The following is a 21,036-nucleotide window of genomic DNA, read 5'->3' on the forward strand; positions in this document are numbered from 1 at the left end:
TGCTCAGGCGGCCACGCTGCCATGCGGGTCAATGACGAATTTCTTGGCCACGCCGCCATCGAAGTCGGCGTAGCCGCGCGGCGCATCGTCCAGCGAGATCACCTGAACGTTGACCGCCCGGGCGATATCGACCTTGTCGAACAGGATGGCCTGCATCAACTGGCGGTGGTACTTCATCACCGGGCACTGGCCGGTATGGAAGGAGTGCGATTTGGCCCAGCCCTGGCCCAGGCGCATCGACAGGTTGCCGTGCTGGGCCTCGGCACTCTCCGCGCCGGGGTCCTCGGTGACGTAGAGACCGGGAATACCGATCTGCCCACCGGCACGAGTGATGTCCATGCAGGCGTTGAGCACCGCCGCAGGCTGCTCGTGAGAGTGATCGTGACCGTGACAGCGCGCCTCGAAGCCTACCGCGTCCACGGCGCAGTCGACCTCACGATCGCCAAGGATCGGCTCGAGCATATCGGCCATCGGCGTGTCTTCACGCAGGTCGAGGGTCTCGCAGCCGAAACTCCTGGCCTGGGCCAGACGATCGGGGTTCATGTCGCCGACGATCACGCAGGCCGCGCCCAGCAGCTGTGCCGACACCGCCGCGGCCAGCCCCACCGGGCCGGCGCCGGCGATATAGACGGTGCTGCCCGGCCCGACCCCGGCGGTGACGCAGCCGTGAAAGCCGGTGGGGAAGATATCCGAGAGCAGCGTCAGGTCGCCGATCTTGTCCATGGCGAGATCGCGGTCGGGGAACTTGAGCAGATTGAAGTCGGCATAGGGCACCATCACGTACTCGGTCTGCCCGCCGACCCAGCCGCCCATGTCGACGTAGCCATAAGCCGCTCCGGGCCTCGCCGGATTGACGTTGAGGCAGATGCCGGTCTTGCCCTCCTTGCAGTTGCGGCAGCGACCACAGGCGATATTGAAGGGTACCGAGACGACATCGCCGACCGCGACGAACTCCACGTCGCGCCCGCATTCGATTACCTCACCGGTGATCTCGTGCCCCAGCACCAGTCCCTGCGGTGCCGTGGTACGTCCACGCACCATGTGCTGATCGCTGCCGCAGATATTGGTGGTGATCACCTTGAGGATCACCCCGTGCTCGCACTTGCGCTTGCCCAGCGCCAGTTCGGGAAAGGGAATGGCCTGGACCTCGACCTTGCCGGGGCCCATGTAGACCACCCCGCGGTTGGCTTGACTCATGGCTGGCGTCCTTCGCTGTGTTGTCATTGGCGACGTATCGCGCCTACAGCCTAGTCAAGCCAGCATCTGGGAACGTCTCAGGCGAGGCATCGACATGCCTAATCCAGACATGCTCCGCGCTAGTCGTCACCCAGCAGCGCATCGACACTGTCGACCTTGTCCTGCATACGCTGCTCACGATCGGTACGGGTGCCCATCTTGAGGGTAGTGGTAATGCGTGGCGCGCCCATCTCATGCACGACCTCATGGCAGCGCTTGACCACTGCCATCACCTCATCCCAGGGGCCCTCGATATTGGTGCCATAGGCATGCATCTGGTGGCTCAGGCCCGAATCGCCTATCACCCGCTGGCACGCCGCGATATGCGACGAGACTGAGACACCCGCACCGATCGGCACGACACAAAGGTCCACGATGACATCCATCTGGCGTTCCTCCATTCGGGTCAGCGGCCGATTACCACGCTATTTGGCAATCGACTATGCTGAATAATCATGTCGTTAAATGAATAACAAGACGTCGCCGCACGCCCTGCCGTCCATCATAGCCAATGCTTGGAGAGCCCTCGATAACGGATCAGGAGACCGCCATGACCAGCGACACTCGCATCGGCCCCGTGCCGCTCCCGAACACTCGCGCCCGCCGAGTCGTCGAGCAGCTGCTGGAGGGCTCCGGCGTGACCCTCAACGGCAGCGCCGACTGGGACATTCAGGTGCACCATCCCGACTTTTTCACCCGTGTACTGCACCAAGGGACGCTGGGGCTCGGCGAGGCCTACATGGACGGCTGGTGGGAGTGCCCTCGCATCGATGAGATGGCCTGTCGACTGCTGATGCACGGACTCGGCGAACGCGCCCACACCCCCTCCGAGCGGCTCATGTATCGCCTGCAGACGGGCTTTTTCAATCTGCAGAGCAAGGCGCGGGCTTATATCGTCGGTGAGACGCATTACGACCTCGGCAACGACCTCTTCGAGCGCATGCTCGACCCCACCATGTGCTACTCCTGCGGCTACTGGAAACGCGCTGACTCGCTGCACCAGGCGCAGCTCAACAAGCTCGACCTGGTTGCACGCAAGCTGGAACTCGCGCCCGGCATGCGGGTGCTCGACATCGGCTGCGGCTGGGGCAGCTTTGCCGAATACGCCGCCCACCACTACCGTGTCGAAGTGACCGGCATCACCATCTCCCGCGAACAGGCGACGTTGGCGCGAGAACGCTGCGATGGCCTCCCCGTGGATATTCGGCTGCAGGACTACCGCGACCTTGACGGCCGCTTTGATCGTATCGTCTCGATCGGCATGTTCGAGCATGTCGGCCATCGCAACTATGCCACCTACTTCAGGACCGTGGAGCAACTGCTCGAGGACGACGGGCTATTCCTGCTGCATACCATCGGTTCCAACAATTCCGACATCACCGCCGATCCCTGGGTCAACAAGTACATCTTTCCCAATGGCGTGCTGCCATCGGCAATGCACATCACACGGGCCGCCGAAGCGCATTTGCTGCTCGAAGACTGGCAGAACTTCGGCGCCGACTACGACCCCACGCTGATGGCCTGGTTAGGCAACGTCGATGACCGCTGGCACGAGATCGCCGAGCGCTATAGCGACCGCATCCGGCGAATGTTCCGCTACTACCTTTCAGTGTGCGCGGGTGCCTTTCGCGCCCGCGACCTGCAGCTCTGGCAACTGGTTTTCTCGCGCGGGCGTGCCGGCCGTTATGACGCCCCCAGGTAACCGAGCAATGACATAGCGTCACCCCCTGTAGTCAATCGCTTACATCCATTGCAGGGTGACACCTCCTAATACTTCGGCGTATATTTCTCTGCTTATATAAAGAAGGCGCCAAGCGCCCGATCAATAACAAGAAACATCCACGCAGCGGAACGCCTAGCCAGGAGGCCACCCATGCCTGCCGATGACAGCGTGCTGCCTGAGACCAAGGAGAGTCTCGAGCAGCTCAAGCTCATGACCGAGCGCATTCCCGGCATGATCTTTCAACTCTTTCGCAGCGCTAGCGGCCAGCTGCGTTTTCCCTACCTGGCCGGCAATGCCACGCTAGTTCGCGAAGGCGAACGTCGTCTACTTGCCGACGACGGCAGCTATGCCTTCGAGCGTATCGACGCCGAGGACTTTCCACGCCTGATGGCCGCCATCGAGCGCTCGGCCAAGTCGCTGACCCCGCTGGCCATGCAGTTTCAGCTGCATCAGCCGTGTGGCGAGGTACGTTGGATCTCGGTGCGCGCTCAACCAGAGTGGCGCTGCGGCGGTACCCTGTGGCACGGCCTGATGATGGATGTCAGCGAGCAGGTCGCCCACGAGGCCCACCTGCGCGAACTCTCCGACACCGACGAGCTGACCGGTCTGGCCAATCGCCGCAAGCTGATGTGCCGGCTGGATGAGGAAATCTCTTCGGCGCGCCGCCACGGGTCGCCTTTGTCGCTGATGCTGCTCGACCTCGATCACTTCAAGGGCATCAACGATACCTGGGGACACCTGCAGGGTGATCAGGTACTCGAGGATCTGGCCCGGCTCTGTCAGCAGCAGCTGCGCGAGGAGGATATCTCGGCGCGCCTCGGCGGCGAGGAATTTGCGATGCTGCTGCCGGTCACGCCCCTCTCCCACTGCCTGCCGCTTGCCGAGCGGCTGCGCAAAGCCATTGCCGCATACGATTTCGGCATTGGGCAAGGCAAGGTAACGGCCAGTATCGGCATCGCTGAGTACCGCCTCGGCGAACCCCGCGACGCCTTTATCGAGCGTGCCGATCGTGGTCTCTATGCCGCCAAGCATCAGGGGCGCAACCGGGTGGTGAGCGAGCCCTGACGCCGCTCAGCGGCGTCGGCACATCTCCGCCGGATGGCGCAGCTGAGCCAGCAGATATGCCTTGAGTTCGGTATCAGCGTCCTGTTCGTCAAGCGCCGTGGCCATGCACGCCAGCCAGGCGTCGCGTTCCTCGGGCCCGATATCCAGATGGCGATGCGCACCGGGGATGCTGATCGGCCCGAAGCGCTCGCGATAGCGCTTCGGGCCGCCCATCCAGCCGATCAAAAAGGTGGTCAACTTGTCCCGCGACTCGCTCAAATCGTCGGGATGCATGGCGCGAATCCGCTGCGCTTCAGGCAACCGCTCCATCGCCGCATAAAACCGCTCGACCAGACTGGCCACGGCCGCCTCGCCGCCTAGCGCCTGCAGGGTGCTGTCGCCAACGCCGTAGATTCGCACCGTATCGTTCATCCTAGGTCTCCTCGCCGACCGGCTCGCTGACATGGATCCCGAACAGGCTGGCTTCACCGGCGCTACGGCCGAGTCGCTCCGGCTCTACGGTACGTCCATCGCGTACCATCACATGACCACCTTGGCCCTGGACGCCGCCGATCACACTGCCCACCAGGTAGGTGGGAAAGATCGCCGGATCGTTCTCGTAGTTGGGGTTGTGGATCAGGCCAATCATCTGGAAACGCCCGCGGGTATTGCGTAACGACTCCAGCGAGTCCTGGATCAAGCGCCGGTGCGAGAGCTTGGAGAACAGACCGTCCAGCAGGATCACGCTCTCGCGACTGTTGCGGGCACGCCGCTTGTGATGGCCGGGTAGCTCGCGCAGTTCACGCTCGATGGCGAACTCCGAGAGCTTGACCAGCCACATCAGCGAGACCGCCTCGCGCTGGCCCTCGGACATGTCCTCGTTGAGCGAAAACAGCCGCCCGTGCGGGCGGATGGCGTCATGCTTGAGGCGTATCGACACGTCGTGGAAGAGTCCGCGGTAGATGCGTCGACGAATCTGGCGCAGCAGGTCATCGTCGCGGCGGCGGGTATCGCCGTCGGGCATGCCACCGTCGCGCTCGGCGCGACGCCTCTGCGCCACCTGGTGCTCGTCGATGTCCGCCAGCAGCGTGGTGATCAGCTCACGCAGCGGCTCGCCGTCGATCAGTGACGCCTTGACCTCGAAGTAGGCACCGCCCTCGCCGTGGCTGCGCGCCACCCGCTTGAGAATATCGAGGTTGCCGGCGGCGTCGGCAATGATCGAGCTGAGCCGCTCGACCAGGGTGCCTTCGATCTGTTCGCGGGAGGTGTGCAGCCGCTCGACGCGCTGACGATGCTCGCCGAGCTGGGCCTCGAGCTGGTCATGCAGTGCCGCCAGGTCGGCCAGCGCCGCGGCGCTGACGCCCTTGAGTGCCCCCAGCCGCGCACGCTCGGTGTCACTGAAGGCACGACTCTGGGCGGCGGCCTCCAGCGCCTCGGCCAGGCGCCGCTCGAGGGCGCGCACCGCCTTGTCCTGACGCTCGCGATTGCGCGCCCGCTCGCCCAGATTGAGCTCATGTAGCGCTTCGATCAGGGTCTGCTGACAGGCTTCCAGCGCCGCCAGCTCGAGCGCCGATGCGCTGCCAGAAAACTGCCACCAGTCATCCAGGGCTGCTTGGCGACCTTCACTTGCCGGGTCGTCCTGCGGCCAGACCGCGACGCTGCCGATATCCTGATCCGACGACAGGACCGCCAGCCGCTGTGCCCAGCCATTGGGTAGCTCGCGCACCACCGCCAGCCACGCCAGGGCCAGCTGATCGACCCACTCCATCGCACGCTGCTGGGCGGCGAGTCGTTCGTTGACTGCATCGCGTTCGTCGCGCTTGGCCTTGAGCCGTTGACGGCATTCGCCCTGCTCGCGCTTGACCCGGGCGATCTCACGCTCGAGTTTGTGGCCGCCACCACCGGCATCACGCACATCGAGGTACGCCCGAATCCGCGTGAAGGAGAAGTCGGCGCGGCGATTGGCGATCGCCAGGCGCGCTTCGAGCTGCTCCTGGACCTCGGCGGCAGTCTCGATAAAGGCCACACCGCCCTCGGCCTCGAACTCGGCCAGGGCGCGCAGCCGGTCGCGTTCGCCGTCGGCGAACAGCCCGCGCTGCTCGGCGTCGAGCTCGCTGAGACGGCGCTCGAGGGTCTCGATCTGGCGCTCGGCGTCATGCAGTCGTTCGCCGAGCTCGGCCTGGCTCTCGGCCAAGCTATCCAGTCGCGTCTCCAGTGACTCGAGGCGCTCGACGCCGCCGGCATTGGCAAACTGCTCTGCGGCAAGCCAGGTCTGGCCGTGGCGTTCCAGTGCCTGTTGCGCATCGACCAGCCGCGGGCGCTGTTCGGCCAGCTCGGTCTCGGCCGCCAGCGCGGTCTCGGCAGCCTCTTCGAGGGCCCGCTGACCGCCGGCTTCCAGATAGCGCTGGTAGTCGTCGATACAGCTCAGCGCTGCATCGCTGAGGCGCGGTGCCAGCGCCGCCTGACGCTCGGCAAGCGTCGCCTGCTCGGCACCCAGCGCCTCCAGCCCCGCAACCACGTCGGCCTCGTCCGCCTGCCGGGCGCGAACCGCCAGCGCATAGGCCTCGCCGTGGGGATCGAGACGCCGGCACTCCACCTCCAGTGCCGCCTGGCGCTCGCGATCGGCGGCCAAGCGTCGTTCAGTGGCCTGGCGCAACTCATCCAGATAGCGCGGATCGAGTGCCGCCTTGACCGCCAGCGTCTCGACACCTTGTACCGCGCCAAGCGGCGAGCGGCCGGCCTCCAGCCGCGTCGTCAGGGCCCCGGCTTCGAGTACCGGCAACGCCAGGCCGGCGTCGACCAGCAGGCCAGCGACATCTTCGGCATTGGCCTCGCCCTCGACCACTGGGGCGAACAGCACCCCAGCGGCCTGGGCCAGCCACTCGCGACGCTGCGCTTCCGGCCAGCGCGCGGCGTTGAGCCACTCGTGCAGCGGCTGCCAGGCGATCTCCTCGCGCTGCAGCAGGCGTTCGGCGTCGGCTTCCACCGCACGCCGTTCGAGGGGGTCGCCGCTCAGGCTCTCCAGGTAACGCTGGCGCTCGGCAATGGCGGCCTCCAGCGACTCGGCCTCGCTGAGCAGCCGCGGATAGCGGCGCTGGGCATCGCGCAGCCAGTCGGCAGGCGTCAGGTCGCTGCATTCGGCGAAGCTCAGCCGCGCCTGGTGCAGTTCGCGCAGCTCGGCCTCGCGCTGAGCGAGGCGGTGCTCGGCATCGGCCAGTTCGCGCTCCTGCTCGCGCAGGCGGCTACGCAGGTGCACCGGTTCGTCATCGCCGTGCAGCTCGGCGTAGCGCCGCGCTGCCTCGGCCAGCGGTGCCAACCGCGCCTGCTCGCGCTGGGCATCGTGCAGACGCTGCTCGGCATCGCGGCAGCCTGTCTCGAGCTCCGCCAGCTGCGTCTTGCGCCGCGACCAGAAGCCGCGTGGCTCCTCCTCCGGCCATCCCTCGACGAATGCCTGCCACGGACCCTGGCCCTGACTGAGCAAGCCCTGCTCACCGGCCAGGCGCTGCTGCTCGTCGCGCAGGGTCGCGGCCTCGTCGCGCAACTCGCGGCACTCCTCGAGCAGCGGCTGACGCTGCTGCTCGGCGTCATCGCGAGCCTCTTTGATCAGCGTCTCACGCTCGTGCTTCTCGGCCAGGCGCTCGGCGGGCACTTCATGGGGGTGACGCTGGCGGAACTCGGCGTGCCAGGCAGCGACCTGCTTGAGCTCACCGCTGCGGCCCAGATGCGCGTTGAGGGCACGGCGCGCCTCCTCGGCCTCGCGCCGGCTGGCCTCGGCGGTGTGCTCCGGCGCCTCCAGTTCAGCCTCGCTGAACAGGCCGTCGGCCAGCGCCTGAGTATAAAAGCTCTGGTTGTCGACGAACTCGCGCTGCTGCCCCTCGAGGCGCTCGCGATCATGCTCAAGACTCTCGAGCTGCCCATCGAGGTGGTCGAGGTCATGCCCCAGCTCATCGAGATAGGCGCGGTCGGCGATCACCTCTTCGCGGAAACGGTTGCTGTCCAGCGCCTCGAACGCCTCAGCACCGCTATCAAGGGCCTCGAGCGCGCGGTGCCGGGCGCTGTCGTCGTTGAAGCTGAGGGTTTCGGCCAGCCAGTCGCGGGCAGCGGCAAAGGTCACGTGGCCCAGGTCGCGGGCGCTCAGCCATTCGGCGTCGGGCAGGTGGATCAACCGGCGGTGGGCGTCGACCCGCGCGCCGCGCTCGGAGAGCGCCTGGCGCACGCTGCGCTCAGTGGCCCCGCTGAGGCGTGCCAGCAGCCAGGTCGAGACCCGTGGTCGGCCGGTGTCGCCCACCGCCCAGGCAAATCCCGCCAGGGTCTCGGTATCGACGGCGTCGTCGGACGGCTGCCGGGGCAGCCCCGGCAGCCCGGCCAGCGCCTGGCCGCCGAGTAGACGCTCGAGGCTGGCCAGCCCCTGGTCGAGGCGCTCACGGGCCTCGCGGGCCTCGAGCAGGGCCGCGCCGTCGGCGCTCAACGCCGCCAGGCTGGCCACCTTGTCGGCCGTACGACGCTGATCGCTCTCGGCCTCGTCGAGACGATGGCGCAGCTCGGTGATATGGGTACCGGAGTTGAGGATCACCTCCTCGATCAGTTCCTCGCTCTCATCGGTTTCGCCGCGGGTCGCCCCGGACAGGATCTCCGGCGCCAGCACCTCGAAGAAGAACGCCTGGTCGGCCTTCTCGCCGCCGCGCGGCTTGATGGCGTTGAAGATCTGGCTCTTGTCGGCCCCGCCCTCCTTCTGGAAGGCGGCCAGTTGGGCCAGCTCGCGGCGCGAGACGTGGGCGCCCACCGCATCAAGCCACTCCTCGCGGTTATGGGTCAGGCGCACGTTGCGGCTTGACATGGCAGTCTTGATATCGCTGTTGGCGTAGAGCGCCAGCATGCCGTCGGCGGTCAGGTGGTGAACCGGAATATCCTCGAGCCGCCCGGGGTAGTGGTAGAACGACAGACCGCTGCCGTCGCTGTAGCCGTAGAAGCCGAACACGAACGTCTCGCCGGCGACCTCTTCGCCGGCGGCGGCGAGCATGTCGTCCTGATGCTCGCCACCACTGCGCGAACGAAACTCCACGCGCAGGTGACTCCAGCTACGCCCCTGCCCGGCCACCGTCGATGGCGAACACTTGCGGCGAGTGCGCGAGATCAGCGTGCGATCCCGCGACAGCAGGCCGATCAGCGCCTCAGCCAGGGTGGTCTTACCGAAGCCGTTCTCCATGCTGATGGCGCTCGACTGGCCGCGCAGGTCGAGCAGCAGGTGGCGCATCTTGGCGTCCCAGGGCGAGGCGATGTCGCCGTGCTTGTTGAGCAGGTTGGCCACCTCGATACGATTGATCACGCTCATGTGCCGGCCTCCTCATGGGCGACTTGCCCAGCGTCTGACGGCGCCACGTCGGTCAGGCGCCCCTCAGCCAGCGACTGTAGATGGCCAAGCTGATGCAGGCCGACCTGCTCGCTCTCCAGGGCACCCAGCAGGGTCTGCTGCCAGATATCACCGCTCGCCTCGGCGCCCTCATCGGCCGGCGTCTCCCGCGGCGCCTCGAGCAGCCCGGCGCGGGCCTGCAGCTCGATAAAGGCGCGCACCCGGCGGTTGAGGTCTTCGCCGCGCTCATCGAGCAGCGCGCGACTCGCCTCCGGGGCCGCCTCGCCCAGGCTGCGCAGTGCCTCGAGCTGTTCGCGCAGCAGGTCGAGCAGCTCACTGGTCGCGAAAGTCGCCTCCTGATAGCGGCTGACGTCGGACAGCGCGCGGTTGTAGCGGGTATACAGCAGGGTATGCATCAGCAGCCACAGTTGCAGGTACCACTGGGCCAGCTCGGCACGGCTCTCCTGGCGCAGCTTGAGCGCCTCGAACACCGGCTCGCGGGTATACAGCGGTGGCTGCTCGAGGTCCGGGTCGGGCAGCAGCGCATAGTAGCGTGAGCCCGGCGCAATGCCCGGATAGTCGCCGGATTCGAAGGCCTTGAGGCGCAGGCCCTGGCCGGCCAGAAAGTCGCGCAGCGCCTCGCGCTCGAGGTCGCTGGCGTCATCGATCAGCGCGCAGACGTCGCGCTCGGAGAGCTGCCCTTCGCGGGCGGCGCGGCGTTTGCGGCCGCTGCCCGGGGTGCGTTCGGCGCTGCGATAGCGCAGCAGGTAGGCGACCACTTCGCCCATTTCACTCATGTTCATCGCGGATCATCCTGATCGGAGAGGCGCAGTGACGGCGTCACCGCACCGCGGATACAACGGCCGTCATCGAGGGTCAGCTCGAACGGCGTGGCGTCAATACCTACTGCCAGGCGCTCGTCGAGCAGCTCGGTATCGACGAAGGTGTTGAGCAGCTGTGCCAGGCAGTCGCCCTCTTCGAAGCGATGCCAGCCCTCGGCCAGCGCCGCAGGCAGCGACAGCGGCTCACGCCGGATGCGCTGGCACAGCGCCGGGCCGCGGGCCTCGAGAAATCGCGCCAGCAGCGGGTCCTCGGGGGCCGCATCGTGGTGCTCATCGAACACCAGGGCGGCGTGGCTGGTCTCGGCGCGGCGCGTCTCCAGTAGCGGAACCAGCGGCGCCAGACGCGGCACCGCCACCTGCACGTGCAGCGGCATCAGCCGCGCCACCAGCGTCTGCTGCAGCGCCGGTTCCGGGGCTGCGTTGAGCAGCCCGCGGGCCAGGTCAGAGAAGTCGACCACGCCCATCGACTGGATGCGCCCCTCGGCGATATCGGCAAGCAGCTCGGCGAGACGCCGCGACAGGTTCTCGATGGCGGTCAGTACCCGACCGATGGCGCTCGACAGCATGCGCAGGTCCCACTCCTCGCCGCTGGTGGCCCGCTCGGTCTCGCGCCACTCGGCGAAACGCTCCATCAGCCGCGGCGCAGTCAGCTGCGCCCGGGCGTCGAGCAGGGTTCGCTGAATGCTGGATAGCGCGTTGTGGTAGTGGCGCTGGTTGTCGAGCAGTGCGGCCAGCTTGCCCTCGCGGGTGGGATTTTCGCGCACCCGGCGCAGCTCCTGGGTCAGGCCGCGGATCGCCAGCAGGATCTGGTTGGTGATATCCGGCACCCGGGCGAAGTCGCCGCGGGCCAGCGCCGCCAGCACCTTGGCGGCGTCATATTCGGAGTAGAGCAGGTCCTCGACCTGGCTGGCCAGGGTCACCGCCTGGCGACCGCTGCCGGTCAGTCGCACCTGGCCGGTCTGGCCCTGCTTCTCGATCAGCGCGGTGCGCTTGGTGCTCCGCGACGCCCGGGCGGCATCGTCCTCGACGCCGAGCTGGCGAAAATGCAACTCACTAGGCGTCGACAGCAGGTTGATGACGAAGCTCAAATCGTCGTGGGACAGGTCCGGATAGGTCTCGCGCAGCTGTGCCAGGCAGCGGGTCTGGGAGACGAAGGCGCTGTTGGTGGCGAAGTCGACGTCGAGCAGGTAGTCGAGCAGCAGGCAGCCGAGGTCCAGCCAGTAGCCATCGCGTAGCCCGCGGCGGCTCTCCTGGCTGACCTGCACGAAGGGCGAGCCGGGCTCGTGGCCGCTGTCGTGCAGGTCGATTAGCCGCGTGGTGGCGACGAGTAGCTTGCTCCAGGCGGTCATGGGTCTTCCCTGAGGGCAAAGCCGCCATTATGCCAAGGAGTGCCCCCTCGGGTCATGGTCGATTATGGAAACCCCGAACGGCCGCAACGCGGGAGTGGCCTCCCCGGGGCTGATCCGGCGGCAAGCCTACGAGGAGGCGCTGTAAACCCATCCCTGGGCGCTACCTTGCGCCCTGCTGCGCTCTTGCATCCTGCTTCGCTTGCAGGACCGGGGCTGGCCATCCATGGCCAGCCCGTTCGGAGCAGTGCTCCTCACCCATGGCGCAAACCTCCTCTTCGACTTGCCCCCGGCGCCCCTCACGTGTCGGGCCTTAGTCGCTTGTGGCATCAGCACTAGCACTCAGTCGAGTTATGCCAAGCCGAGGCGCCCCAGCGGTGTAGAATAGCGGCTTTGGCCAGACAGGGAGGCTCGCCATGCCCCGCGACTCACTCGATACCACGCTCAAGCAGGTCTTCGGCTACGACGACTTTCGCCCCGGCCAGCGTCAGGTAGTAGAAGCCTTGGTGGCCGGCCGCTCGGCGGCGGCGATCTTCCCCACCGGCTCCGGCAAGTCGCTGTGCTATCAGCTGCCGGCGCTGCACCTGCCGCACCTGACGCTGGTGGTGTCGCCGCTGCTGGCGCTGATGCAGGATCAGCTCGACTTCCTGACCCGCCACGGCATTGCTGCCGCCAGCATCGACTCGCGCCAGAGCCGCGAGGAGGCCAGTGCGGTCATGGAAGGCGTGCGACGCGGTGAGATTCGGGTGCTGATGATCTCGGTGGAGCGCCTCAAGAACGAGCGCTTCCGCGCCTTCCTGCGCCAGGTGCCGGTCTCGCTGCTGGTGGTCGACGAGGCCCACTGCCTCTCCGAGTGGGGCCACAACTTCCGCCCCGACTACCTCAAGCTGCCCGACTACCAGCGCGAATTCGGCATACCCCAGGCGCTGCTGCTCACCGCCACCGCCACGCCGCGGGTGATCGAAGACATGCGCAAGAGCTTCGCCATCGCCGCCGACGACGTCACCCTGACCGGCTTCTATCGCCCCAACCTCAATCTGTTGGTCCAGCCGGTGCCCGCCGAGCAGCGTGCCCGCGCCCTGCGCGACTGGCTGCGCCCGCGCCTCGAAGGCCCCTCCCCGCAGCCAAGCATCGTCTACGTCACCCTGCAAAAGCGCGCCGAGCAGCTCGCCGCCTACCTCGGCAAGGCCGGCATCGACGCCCGCGCCTACCACGCCGGCATGCCCAGCGACGCCCGCGATGCCCTGCAGCAGGCCTTCATGGCCGGCGAGGTCAACTGCATCGTCGCCACTATCGCCTTCGGTATGGGTATCGACAAGGCCAATATCCGCAACGTGGTACACGTCGACCTGCCCAAGTCGATCGAGAACTACAGCCAGGAGATAGGCCGCGCCGGACGCGACGGCCAGCCCTCCGACTGCCTGATGCTGGGCGGTCGCGATGCCCTGGCCGCGCTGGAGAACTTCGTCTATGGCGATACCCCGGAGCGCGACGGTATCGTGCGGGTGCTGGAGACGATCCGCGAGGCCGCGCCTCAGGGCCAGTGGGAGCTGACGCTGAACGCCCTCTCCCAGCACAGCAACATCCGCCCGCTGCCGCTCAAGACCCTGCTGGTGCAGCTCGAGCTGCGTGGCGTGATCGCCCCGCGCTACGCCTACTTCGCCGAGTACCGCTTCCAGTATCGGCTCGAGCCCGAGGCGCTGATCGGCCACTTCGACGGCGAACGCCGCGACTTCGTCGCCGCCATCGTCGAGGCAGCCCCGCGCGCCAAGACCTGGTGCAGCTTGGATCTCGAGGCGCTGGCCAGACTCGGTGCCGAGCGCGGCCTCGACGTGGCTCGGCCGCGGGTAATCCGCGCGCTGGAATACTTCAGCGACAAGGGCTGGATCGCCCTGGAAAGCAAGCAGATGACCGAGGTTTACGCGATTTCCCAGCCGGATATCGACGTCGCGGGCCTCGCCGACGCGCTGTTCGACTACTTCCGCGACAAGGAGCGCGCCGAGATCGCCCGGCTAGAGGCGATGCTGGCGCTCTTCGAATCCGATCAGTGCCTCAGCCGGCGACTGGCCGAGTACTTCGGCGATGCTCACGCCCCGCAGCAGTGCGGCCACTGCTCCGCCTGCCAGGGGCAGGTGGCGCGACTGCCCGGCGGCGAGGCGCCGGCCCCGCTGGACGCTGAGCAGGTGGCGGCGCTATGCCGGCCACTGCTCGACCGCATCGCCGCGAGCGACGATGCACCAGCGCCCAGCGTCGACCTGCTGACGCGGTTTCTGACCGGCCTGACCACGCCGCTGCTGACCAAACTCAAGGCACGCCAGCTCGACGGCTTCGCCGCCCTGGAAGCATGGCCCTACGCCGAGGTGCGCGAGGCGCTTAACCAGCAGTTTGCGGGCTGATGCGGGTCAACGCCGCCAGCGCTGCCAGCCGATCATCAGCAGATGCACCGGCAGGTAGACCGCCAGCGGCCACAGCAGGGTGAGCAGGAACAGGTAGAGCAGCGGATCGAGGGTCTCCTGGGTCTGGCCGAAGGGGCCGTGGACCCAGTTGATATTGCGCTCGGCCTCGGTGAACAGGTAGGTCAGCGGCACTACGACCCAGGTCAGCAGGGTCTGCCACAGCAGCGCGCGGCGTGCATAGCCGAGCTTGGCTACGCCGATACCCGCCACCAGCGGCAGTACCACGTGGTAAAGCGACATGGCCCGCGCCATGGGCGGATGCTCGGGGTCGAACATGTACTCGGTGCCGCCGATGGGGTGTACGCCGGTGAGCGCCGCCGTCGCCACGTCAAACGTCCACAGGCTGCCGACCAACGCCACCGCCAGCCACTGCATCGACATCAGGGTGCGATGCTCGGCCCACAGTGCCACCAGCAGCAGGAAACTCGCCACGTTGCACAGCCAGAAGAAGTTCTGGGCGCCCAGCAGCACCACATAGCTGGGCGCCCACACCAGGATCCATAGCGTGAAGGCCAGCTTGAGCCAGCGCGGTACCACTGCCGGCGGATAATCGACCATGACCGTCTCCTTGTCAGTACGCTGACCTTACTCTAGCAGCTCAGGGTGTCTCTCCCTGTTCAATGCCGATGCCGTGACGCTTGAGCTTGTTGGCGATGGTGGTATGCGACACGCCGAGCCGCTTGCCGAGCTGGCGACTCGAGGGATATTGCGGATAGAGCGCCGCAAGCACCCGCTTTTCCACCTCGCCGAGGATCTCACCCAGTTCGCCGTCGAGGTCGATACCGGCCAGCCCTGGCGCCTGTCTGACATCAGGCAAGCGCAGATGCGCCGGCTCGATGGTGTCCTGTTCGCATAGCGACACCGCCTGGAAAAGCACGTTTTCCAACTGACGCACGTTGCCCGGCCAGTGGTAGCCGGAGAGTCTGGCCAATGCCGCCGGCGACAGCTGCGGCAGCGCACAGCCGATCTGGCGCGCGGCGCGATCGAGGAAGTGGCGCGCCAGCTCATCGATGCCGTCCAGGCAGTCGCGCAGCGGCGGCACCTGCAACGACAGCACGTTGAGCCGGTGATAAAGATCGTGGCGAAACAGTCCCGCGGCGCAGAGCTGCGGGAGATCCTGCTGGGTGGAACAGATCACCCGTACGTCGAGATAGGTCTCCTCGTCGCTACCGACGCGGCGAAAGCCGCCGTCCTGCAGGAAACGCAGCAGCTTGACCTGCAGCCGTGGGCTCATCTCGCCCACCTCATCGAGGAAGATGGTGCCCCCGGCGGTCAGCTCCAGCAGCCCCAGCTTGCCTTCCGGGCGTGCGCCCTCGAAGGCTCCCGGGGCATAGCCGAACAGCTCGGTCTCGGCCATCGACTCAGGCAGGCCGGCGCAGTTCAGCGCCATGAACGGCGCCTGGCCGCGTGGGCTGGCCAGGTGGCAGGCACGGGCCAGCAGCTCCTTGCCAGTGCCGGTTTCGCCCTCGATCAGCAGCGGCGCGTCCAGCGGCGCCATGCGTCGCGCCTCGCGAATCAGCTCGGCAAGCCGCGGGCTGGCCTGGAAGATCGCCTCGAAACCACGTAGTTCCTGACGCTGGACCTGGTAGATACGCTCGCCGATGCGATCGGCGCGGTGGAGGGTGACCACCGCGCCGGCCAGCGAGGCCACGTCATCGTCGTTCTCGCTGTGCAGCGGCGCGATATCGGCCAGGTAAGTGGCCTCCTTGAGCTTGAGGCGCAGGCCGTTGACGCGGGCGTTATTGCGCCGGATCAGCTCGGGCAGGTCGAAGTCCGGCAGGTAGCGATCCAGCGACAGCCCAGGCACCTCGTCGATGCGCACCCCGAGCATCTGCCCCGCGGCGCGGTTGGCGGCGACGATGCGTCCCTCCATATCGATCGACATCACCGGGTCGGAGAGCGACGACAGCAAGGCATCGAGCTCCAGATGACGCCGCTCGCTGGGCATCAGGTTGACGCGCTTGACGCTGAACACCCCGGGAACGGTCTCCAGTGTCGGCCGCAGCGTGGCCAGCTGGGCATTGAGCAGTCGTGGCAGGAACAGGTAGATGGTATTGCCATGATCACCGCCGACCTCGCCGCGCGCCACGTTGACGCCGTAGTCGGCGAAGTGCGAGACGATATCGCGCAGGATACCGATGCGGTTCTGGCAGTGAATCTTGAGACGCATACGGACTCCTTGGGCGCTACATCGGGGTGCCGCAGACGTTCGCGTCAAGCAGCCGTGACTGTAGTGTCAACCTAGCCTGACAGCCAGGCCTTGCTCAAGGCGCTGAGATCATCAACTCCTCCCTTCTGGGCAGCCTTACTCGACTATTCGTCACGTTTTATTTACAGGCAGCGAGATGCGCAGCACCTATTTCTGCCCTGCCACCCCCTACCGGCGCGACAGCGCGGCGCCGACACTGAGGTGGATTCCCATGCTCGACAATAACCACAACCTCCAGGGAGAGCCTGCCATGACCCAGAAGACAAGCGCCAAGGCTAGCCAGTACCAGGCCCGCATGCCCGATGAGAGCGGCTATATCGCCTACAGCGACCAGGAGCACGCCACCTGGCAGACGCTGTTCGAACGCCAGACCTCGATCATCGATGGCCGCGTGTGCCAGGCATACATCGACGGCCTGGAGCGGCTGGCGCTGCCCCATGACCGGATTCCCCAACTGGCCGACGTGGATCGCGTGCTGGAAGCTGCCACCGGCTGGCGTACCGCCCAGGTGCCGGCACTGATTCCTTTCGACACTTTCTTCGAACTGCTCGCCAGCCGCCGCTTCCCGGTGGCAACTTTCATCCGCACGCCGGAAGAGCTCGACTATCTGAAGGAACCGGATATCTTCCACGAGATCTTTGGCCACTGCCCGATGCTCACGAATCCCGACTTCGCTGAATTTACCGCCACCTACGGTCAGCTGGGCCTGGCGGCCACCCCCAAGCAGCGAGTCTATCTGGCCAGGCTGTACTGGATGACCGTGGAGTTCGGCCTGGTCGATACGCCGCAGGGGCGGCGCATTTACGGCGGCGGCATCATTTCCTCGCCCAAGGAGACCTTTCACGCCCTCTCCGAGACGCCGGAGCACCACCCCTTCGACCCCGTGGATGCCCTGCGCACGCCCTATCGCATCGATATCCTGCAGCCGCTCTACTATGTGCTTGACGATCTGCACAGCCTGCACGACCTTTCACGTCAGGACATCATGGCCATGGTCGACCAGGCCATGACGCTCGGCCTGTTCGAGCCCAAGTTTCCGCCCAAGGCGGCCTGAGGCGTACTGCGCGCCGCTCGAGACATTTTCAGACCGTTACGGTCACACCTATCACTATCCCGCCAATCAGGAGACACCATGAGCGATCTATCACAACAGCAGTGCGAAGCCTGCAGCTGGGACGCCCCCCACGTCACCGAGGCCGAGATCAGCGAGTATCGTCAGGCCATTCCCGAGTGGCAGATCATGGAGCGCGATGGCATCATGCAGTTGGAGCGTGTGTTCACGTTCCGCAACTTCAAGCAGGCCCTGGCGTTCACCAATCGCGTGGGCGATATCGCCGAGGAGGCCGGCCACCACCCGGCGCTTCTGACCGAGTGGGGCAAGGTCACCGTGACCTGGTGGTCCCATGAGATGAAGGGCCTGCACAAGAACGATTTCATTCTTGCCGCCAGAACCGACGAGGTAGCCGAGTAAATGTTCGAGCAGATTCAGCGGGTCCCCGGGGATGCCATCCTCGGGTTGATCGAGGCCTTCAATCAGGACACCAACCCCAACAAGGTCGATCTCGGGGTCGGTGTCTATCGTGATGCCAAGGGCAACACGCCAGTGATGCGGGCCGTCAAACAAGCCGAGGCGCTGCTGCTCGACAACCAGACCACCAAGACCTACATCGGCTCTCACGGTGACCCGCGCTACGGCCAGGTGATTCAGCCGCTGATCTTCGGTGCCGACTCGCCGGTGCTCGAGGCACGCCGCGCCAGTGTGACCCAGTCCCCGGGGGGCACCGGCGCACTGCGCTTGGCGGCGGACTTCATCAAGACCCAGCTGCCCGGCAAGGGCATCTGGGTGAGCGACCCGACCTGGCCTAACCACCTGGGCATCTTCACTGCCGCGGGCCTCGAGTTGAACAAGTATCCCTATGTCGATGCCGAGAATCGCCTCGACTTCGATGGCATGCTGGCGGCGATCAAGCAAATCCCGGTGGGTGACGTCGTGGTGCTGCACGCCTGCTGCCATAACCCCTCCGGCTTCGACCTCTCCCATGCCCAGTGGCGCGAGGTGCTTAGCGTTGTGCAGGAGCGCGAGCTGCTGCCGCTGATCGACTTCGCCTACCAGGGATTCGGCGACGGTCTCGACGAGGACGCCTTCGGCGTACGGCTGTTCGCCGAGACCCTCGACGAGCTGCTGATCACCAGCTCTTGCTCGAAGAACTTCGGCATCTACAGCGAGCGCACCGGCGCCCTGATCGCCGTTGCCAAGAATGCCGAGCAGATGGAGAACGTGCGCTCGCAGATGGCCATCGTGGCCCGCGAGAACTACTCCAACCCACCCTCCCACGGCGGTGCGGTGGTGACCGAGATTCTCGAATCGGCAGAGCTTGCCGCGCTGTGGCGCGAGGAACTGACCGAGATGCGCAACCGCATCAATGGCCTGCGCCAGGACTTCGTCGCCGCGCTCAAGCCCTATGGCCTCGACGCCAAGTACGCCTGCGTCGCCGAACAACGCGGTATGTTCTCCTACACCGGCCTGACGCCGACCCAGGTCGACCGTCTGCGCGACGAGTTCGGTATCTACATGGTGCGCTCAGGGCGTGCCAACGTGGCCGGCTTCTCCACCGAGAACCTCGACTACCTGGCCAAGGCGATCGCTGCGGTCAACTGAGCCAGCCTCTCGCAACAGCATGATCAAGCGCCCGGGACCTCCCGGGCGCTTTGCTGTGTCATCGTGCCTTTGGCGCTACCACTTGACCATTCAGTCAGACAAGGCGACACTGCTGCCAGCCTTGTATACAAATTAAACAACCCGTGAGGCACTGCCATGGCTACTTCCGCTGTGCACTACCCCTGGTACAAGAAAGAAGATACTGACGCCTTCTTCGCGCTGTTCCAGAACAACATCGCCAACTTCGTGATCATCGCCCTGACCATGCTCGGCATGGGCTTTCCTGCCAGCATCGTATTTGGCCAGGTGCTGCCCGGCGCCGCGGTGGCGGTGATGGTGGGTAACTTCTACTACGCCTGGAGTGCCGCGCGCCTGGCCCGCCGCGAGAACCGCGCCGACGTTACCGCGCTCTCCTACGGCATCTCGACGCCGGTGATGTTCGTGTTCCTGTTCGGCGTACTGCTGCCCGCCATGCAGCTCACCGGCGACGCCGACATGGCCTGGAAGATCGCCGTGGCCGCGTGTTTCATCAGCGGTGCCATCGAGGCGCTGGTCAGCCTGATCGGCCGCTGGGTGCAGCGCCATCTGCCGCGGGCGGCCATGCTCGGCGCAGTGGCCGGCGTGGCGCTGACATTTATCGCCGGCGAGATGCTGTTCAAGACGCTGGAGATCCCGGTGATCGGCCTGCTGGTGATGGCAATCATCATCGTCGGCCTGATCGGCCGGATCAGCATGCCGTTTCGCATTCCCACCTCGCTGTTCGCCATCGTCATTGGCACCGCACTTGCCTACCTGATCGGCGCCACCGAAGACGGCCAGTTCAGCGACGCTTTCACCCACCTGGGCTTCTATCCGCTGCTGCCGACCCTGGCCTGGTTCGAGGGCCTCGGCCTGCTGTTTACCAGCATGCTGGCGGTACTCACCGTGGTGCTGCCGATCACCCTCTACAACGCCATCGAGACCATGAACAACGTGGAAGCCATGGAGGCCGCCGGCGACAAATACGATGTCCGCGAATGCCAGGCGGTGGACGGTGCCGGCACCATGATCGGCGCGCTGTTTGGCGGCGTCTTTCCGACTACGGTGTACATCGCCACCGTGGGGGCCAAGTGGATGGGGGCCGGGCGCGGCTACAGCATCCTCAACGGCGCGGTCTATGCCGTGGCCACCATGTTCGGCCTGATCGCCATGCTGGCGGCGATCATTCCGGTCTCGGTGGTAGCACCGATTCTGGTATTCGTCGGCATGTCGATGATCGCCACCGCCTTCCAGACCAACGACACCCGCTACTACCCGGCAGTGGCGCTGGCCATGCTGCCCTACTTCGCCAACTACGTGATGACGCGTTTCAACAACGCCGCCGGCGAGGTGGTCAGCGATATCTCCACCGCCATCGTGGCACTGGGCCAGGGAGCGATGTTCACCGCCATCCTGATCGGCGCCATGACCGTGTCGGTGATCGACCACCAGTTCCGACGCGCCGCCGTTTTTGCCCTGTTCGCGGCCGGGTTCTCCTTCATCGGGCTGATGCACGCACCCCGCCTGGCCTTAAACGCCGCCCCGGACTTCGCTCTGGGCTACGCGGTGATGGCACTCTTCTTCGGCTTCTACGCACTGCAGGAAGCACGTCAGGAACGCCCACTACCGGCCGGCGACTGAGCGTGCCAAGCACAGGGGGCGAGTGCAAATGCACCCGCCCCCTGTCTTTATATTGCCAAGCGTCCCATTAGACGCACTAACGGCTAAGTCAGACGATGCTGGCGAAACTCGTTTCGCGTCACCTGTCCATCGCGATTCAGGTCGAGCCGGCTGAAGGCTCTCTCGATATTGTCTCGCTTGGCCTCGGCGGCACTAATCACGCCATTGCCGTCGCTGTCCAACTCGCTGAACATATAGCGCACCGTGTGATTCATGTCATTGGTAAACACTAGCCGGACGGGGTCGTAGTCGGACGATTCACGCCCCGCAGCCCAGCCCGAGGACGCACTTAGCAGCCCCACCATCAGGCCAGCCATAACCCACCGTTTGGTTCTCATGACGATGTCTCCTGCGGGTAGACGAGCACCCCATTGATGCACGTCTGCCGCGGATACGTCATGCCGAAAACGTGCCCAAAAACATCAACGCCTGTCAAAACATAACATTACAATGAGTAATCATAGAGACATCGA

At 65.8% G+C, this 21,036-nt stretch carries 16 protein-coding genes; 7 read left to right on the forward strand and 9 right to left on the reverse strand.

Going from position 1 to position 21,036, the window contains the following annotated elements:
* Positions 1–3 precede the first annotated feature (3 nt).
* Positions 4–1,197 carry a formaldehyde dehydrogenase, glutathione-independent gene (fdhA, locus tag BLT16_RS17945; RefSeq protein WP_089660069.1) on the reverse strand — a complete coding sequence of 398 codons (1,194 nt, stop codon included), beginning with the start codon at positions 1,195–1,197 and terminating at the stop codon, positions 4–6.
* 119 nt (positions 1,198–1,316) lie between these two features.
* The gene (locus BLT16_RS17950) at positions 1,317–1,622 is read right to left on the reverse strand and encodes an MTH1187 family thiamine-binding protein (protein WP_089660071.1); all 306 of its coding nucleotides are present in this window, start codon (positions 1,620–1,622) and stop codon (positions 1,317–1,319) included.
* Between the two features lie 164 nt (positions 1,623–1,786).
* Here BLT16_RS17950 and cfa point away from each other — a divergent pair, with 164 nt between their 5' ends.
* Together cfa and BLT16_RS17960 are read left to right on the forward strand one after the other, a co-directional pair.
* Complete coding sequence (gene cfa / locus BLT16_RS17955) at positions 1,787–2,938, forward strand: cyclopropane fatty acyl phospholipid synthase (RefSeq protein ID WP_089660072.1); 1,152 nt, start codon at positions 1,787–1,789, stop codon at positions 2,936–2,938.
* 171 nt (positions 2,939–3,109) lie between these two features.
* On the forward strand, positions 3,110–4,024 hold the full coding sequence (locus BLT16_RS17960; RefSeq protein ID WP_089660074.1) for a GGDEF domain-containing protein: 915 nt from the start codon (positions 3,110–3,112) through the stop codon (positions 4,022–4,024).
* Positions 4,025–4,030: 6 nt separating this feature from the next.
* Here the strand turns inward: BLT16_RS17960 and BLT16_RS17965 are convergent, their stop codons facing one another.
* Genes BLT16_RS17965 through BLT16_RS17980 form a run of 4 tightly spaced genes read right to left on the reverse strand, consistent with a single transcriptional unit; the run spans position 4,031 to position 11,544 of the window.
* A complete protein-coding gene (locus BLT16_RS17965; protein WP_176817271.1) occupies positions 4,031–4,435 on the reverse strand; it encodes a group II truncated hemoglobin in 405 nt (134 codons plus the stop codon).
* 1 nt (position 4,436) lies between these two features.
* Entirely contained in the window at positions 4,437–9,335 is a 4,899-nt protein-coding gene (locus BLT16_RS17970) for a coiled-coil domain-containing protein (RefSeq protein WP_089660077.1), read from the reverse strand.
* The gene (locus BLT16_RS17975; RefSeq protein ID WP_089660079.1) at positions 9,332–10,156 is read right to left on the reverse strand and encodes a hypothetical protein; all 825 of its coding nucleotides are present in this window, start codon (positions 10,154–10,156) and stop codon (positions 9,332–9,334) included. Before BLT16_RS17975 ends, BLT16_RS17970 begins: the two co-directional genes overlap by 4 nt.
* Positions 10,153–11,544 (reverse strand): hypothetical protein, encoded by a 1,392-nt coding sequence (locus tag BLT16_RS17980; protein WP_089660080.1) that lies wholly within the window; start codon positions 11,542–11,544, stop codon positions 10,153–10,155. The genes BLT16_RS17975 and BLT16_RS17980 overlap by 4 nt, the downstream gene beginning before the upstream one ends.
* Before the next feature lie 413 nt (positions 11,545–11,957).
* On the opposite strand from BLT16_RS17980, the gene BLT16_RS17985 reads away from it, so the two are divergent.
* Positions 11,958–13,937, forward strand: coding sequence for a RecQ family ATP-dependent DNA helicase (locus BLT16_RS17985; RefSeq protein ID WP_089660082.1), 1,980 nt, complete (start codon positions 11,958–11,960; stop codon positions 13,935–13,937).
* A 6-nt stretch (positions 13,938–13,943) separates the two neighbouring features.
* Here the strand turns inward: BLT16_RS17985 and BLT16_RS17990 are convergent, their stop codons facing one another.
* Both BLT16_RS17990 and BLT16_RS17995 read right to left on the reverse strand, forming a co-directional pair.
* Positions 13,944–14,555 (reverse strand): hypothetical protein, encoded by a 612-nt coding sequence (locus tag BLT16_RS17990; protein ID WP_089660083.1) that lies wholly within the window; start codon positions 14,553–14,555, stop codon positions 13,944–13,946.
* Positions 14,556–14,595: 40 nt separating this feature from the next.
* Positions 14,596–16,167 (reverse strand): sigma-54-dependent transcriptional regulator, encoded by a 1,572-nt coding sequence (locus BLT16_RS17995; RefSeq protein ID WP_089660085.1) that lies wholly within the window; start codon positions 16,165–16,167, stop codon positions 14,596–14,598.
* A 289-nt stretch (positions 16,168–16,456) separates the two neighbouring features.
* On the opposite strand from BLT16_RS17995, the gene phhA reads away from it, so the two are divergent.
* From phhA to BLT16_RS18015, 4 genes are all read left to right on the forward strand, one after another.
* Positions 16,457–17,260, forward strand: coding sequence for a phenylalanine 4-monooxygenase (phhA, locus tag BLT16_RS18000; RefSeq protein ID WP_089660127.1), 804 nt, complete (start codon positions 16,457–16,459; stop codon positions 17,258–17,260).
* 78 nt (positions 17,261–17,338) lie between these two features.
* Complete coding sequence (locus BLT16_RS18005; protein WP_089660087.1) at positions 17,339–17,677, forward strand: 4a-hydroxytetrahydrobiopterin dehydratase; 339 nt, start codon at positions 17,339–17,341, stop codon at positions 17,675–17,677.
* The gene (locus tag BLT16_RS18010; RefSeq protein ID WP_089660090.1) at positions 17,678–18,865 is read left to right on the forward strand and encodes an amino acid aminotransferase; all 1,188 of its coding nucleotides are present in this window, start codon (positions 17,678–17,680) and stop codon (positions 18,863–18,865) included.
* Between the two features lie 156 nt (positions 18,866–19,021).
* A complete protein-coding gene (locus BLT16_RS18015; protein ID WP_089660092.1) occupies positions 19,022–20,524 on the forward strand; it encodes a uracil permease in 1,503 nt (500 codons plus the stop codon).
* 83 nt (positions 20,525–20,607) lie between these two features.
* Here the strand turns inward: BLT16_RS18015 and BLT16_RS18020 are convergent, their stop codons facing one another.
* Positions 20,608–20,901 carry an EF-hand domain-containing protein gene (locus BLT16_RS18020; RefSeq protein ID WP_089660094.1) on the reverse strand — a complete coding sequence of 98 codons (294 nt, stop codon included), beginning with the start codon at positions 20,899–20,901 and terminating at the stop codon, positions 20,608–20,610.
* Positions 20,902–21,036: the final 135 nt, after the last annotated feature.

This window comes from Franzmannia pantelleriensis, from assembly GCF_900102875.1.
Taxonomy (GTDB): domain Bacteria; phylum Pseudomonadota; class Gammaproteobacteria; order Pseudomonadales; family Halomonadaceae; genus Franzmannia; species Franzmannia pantelleriensis.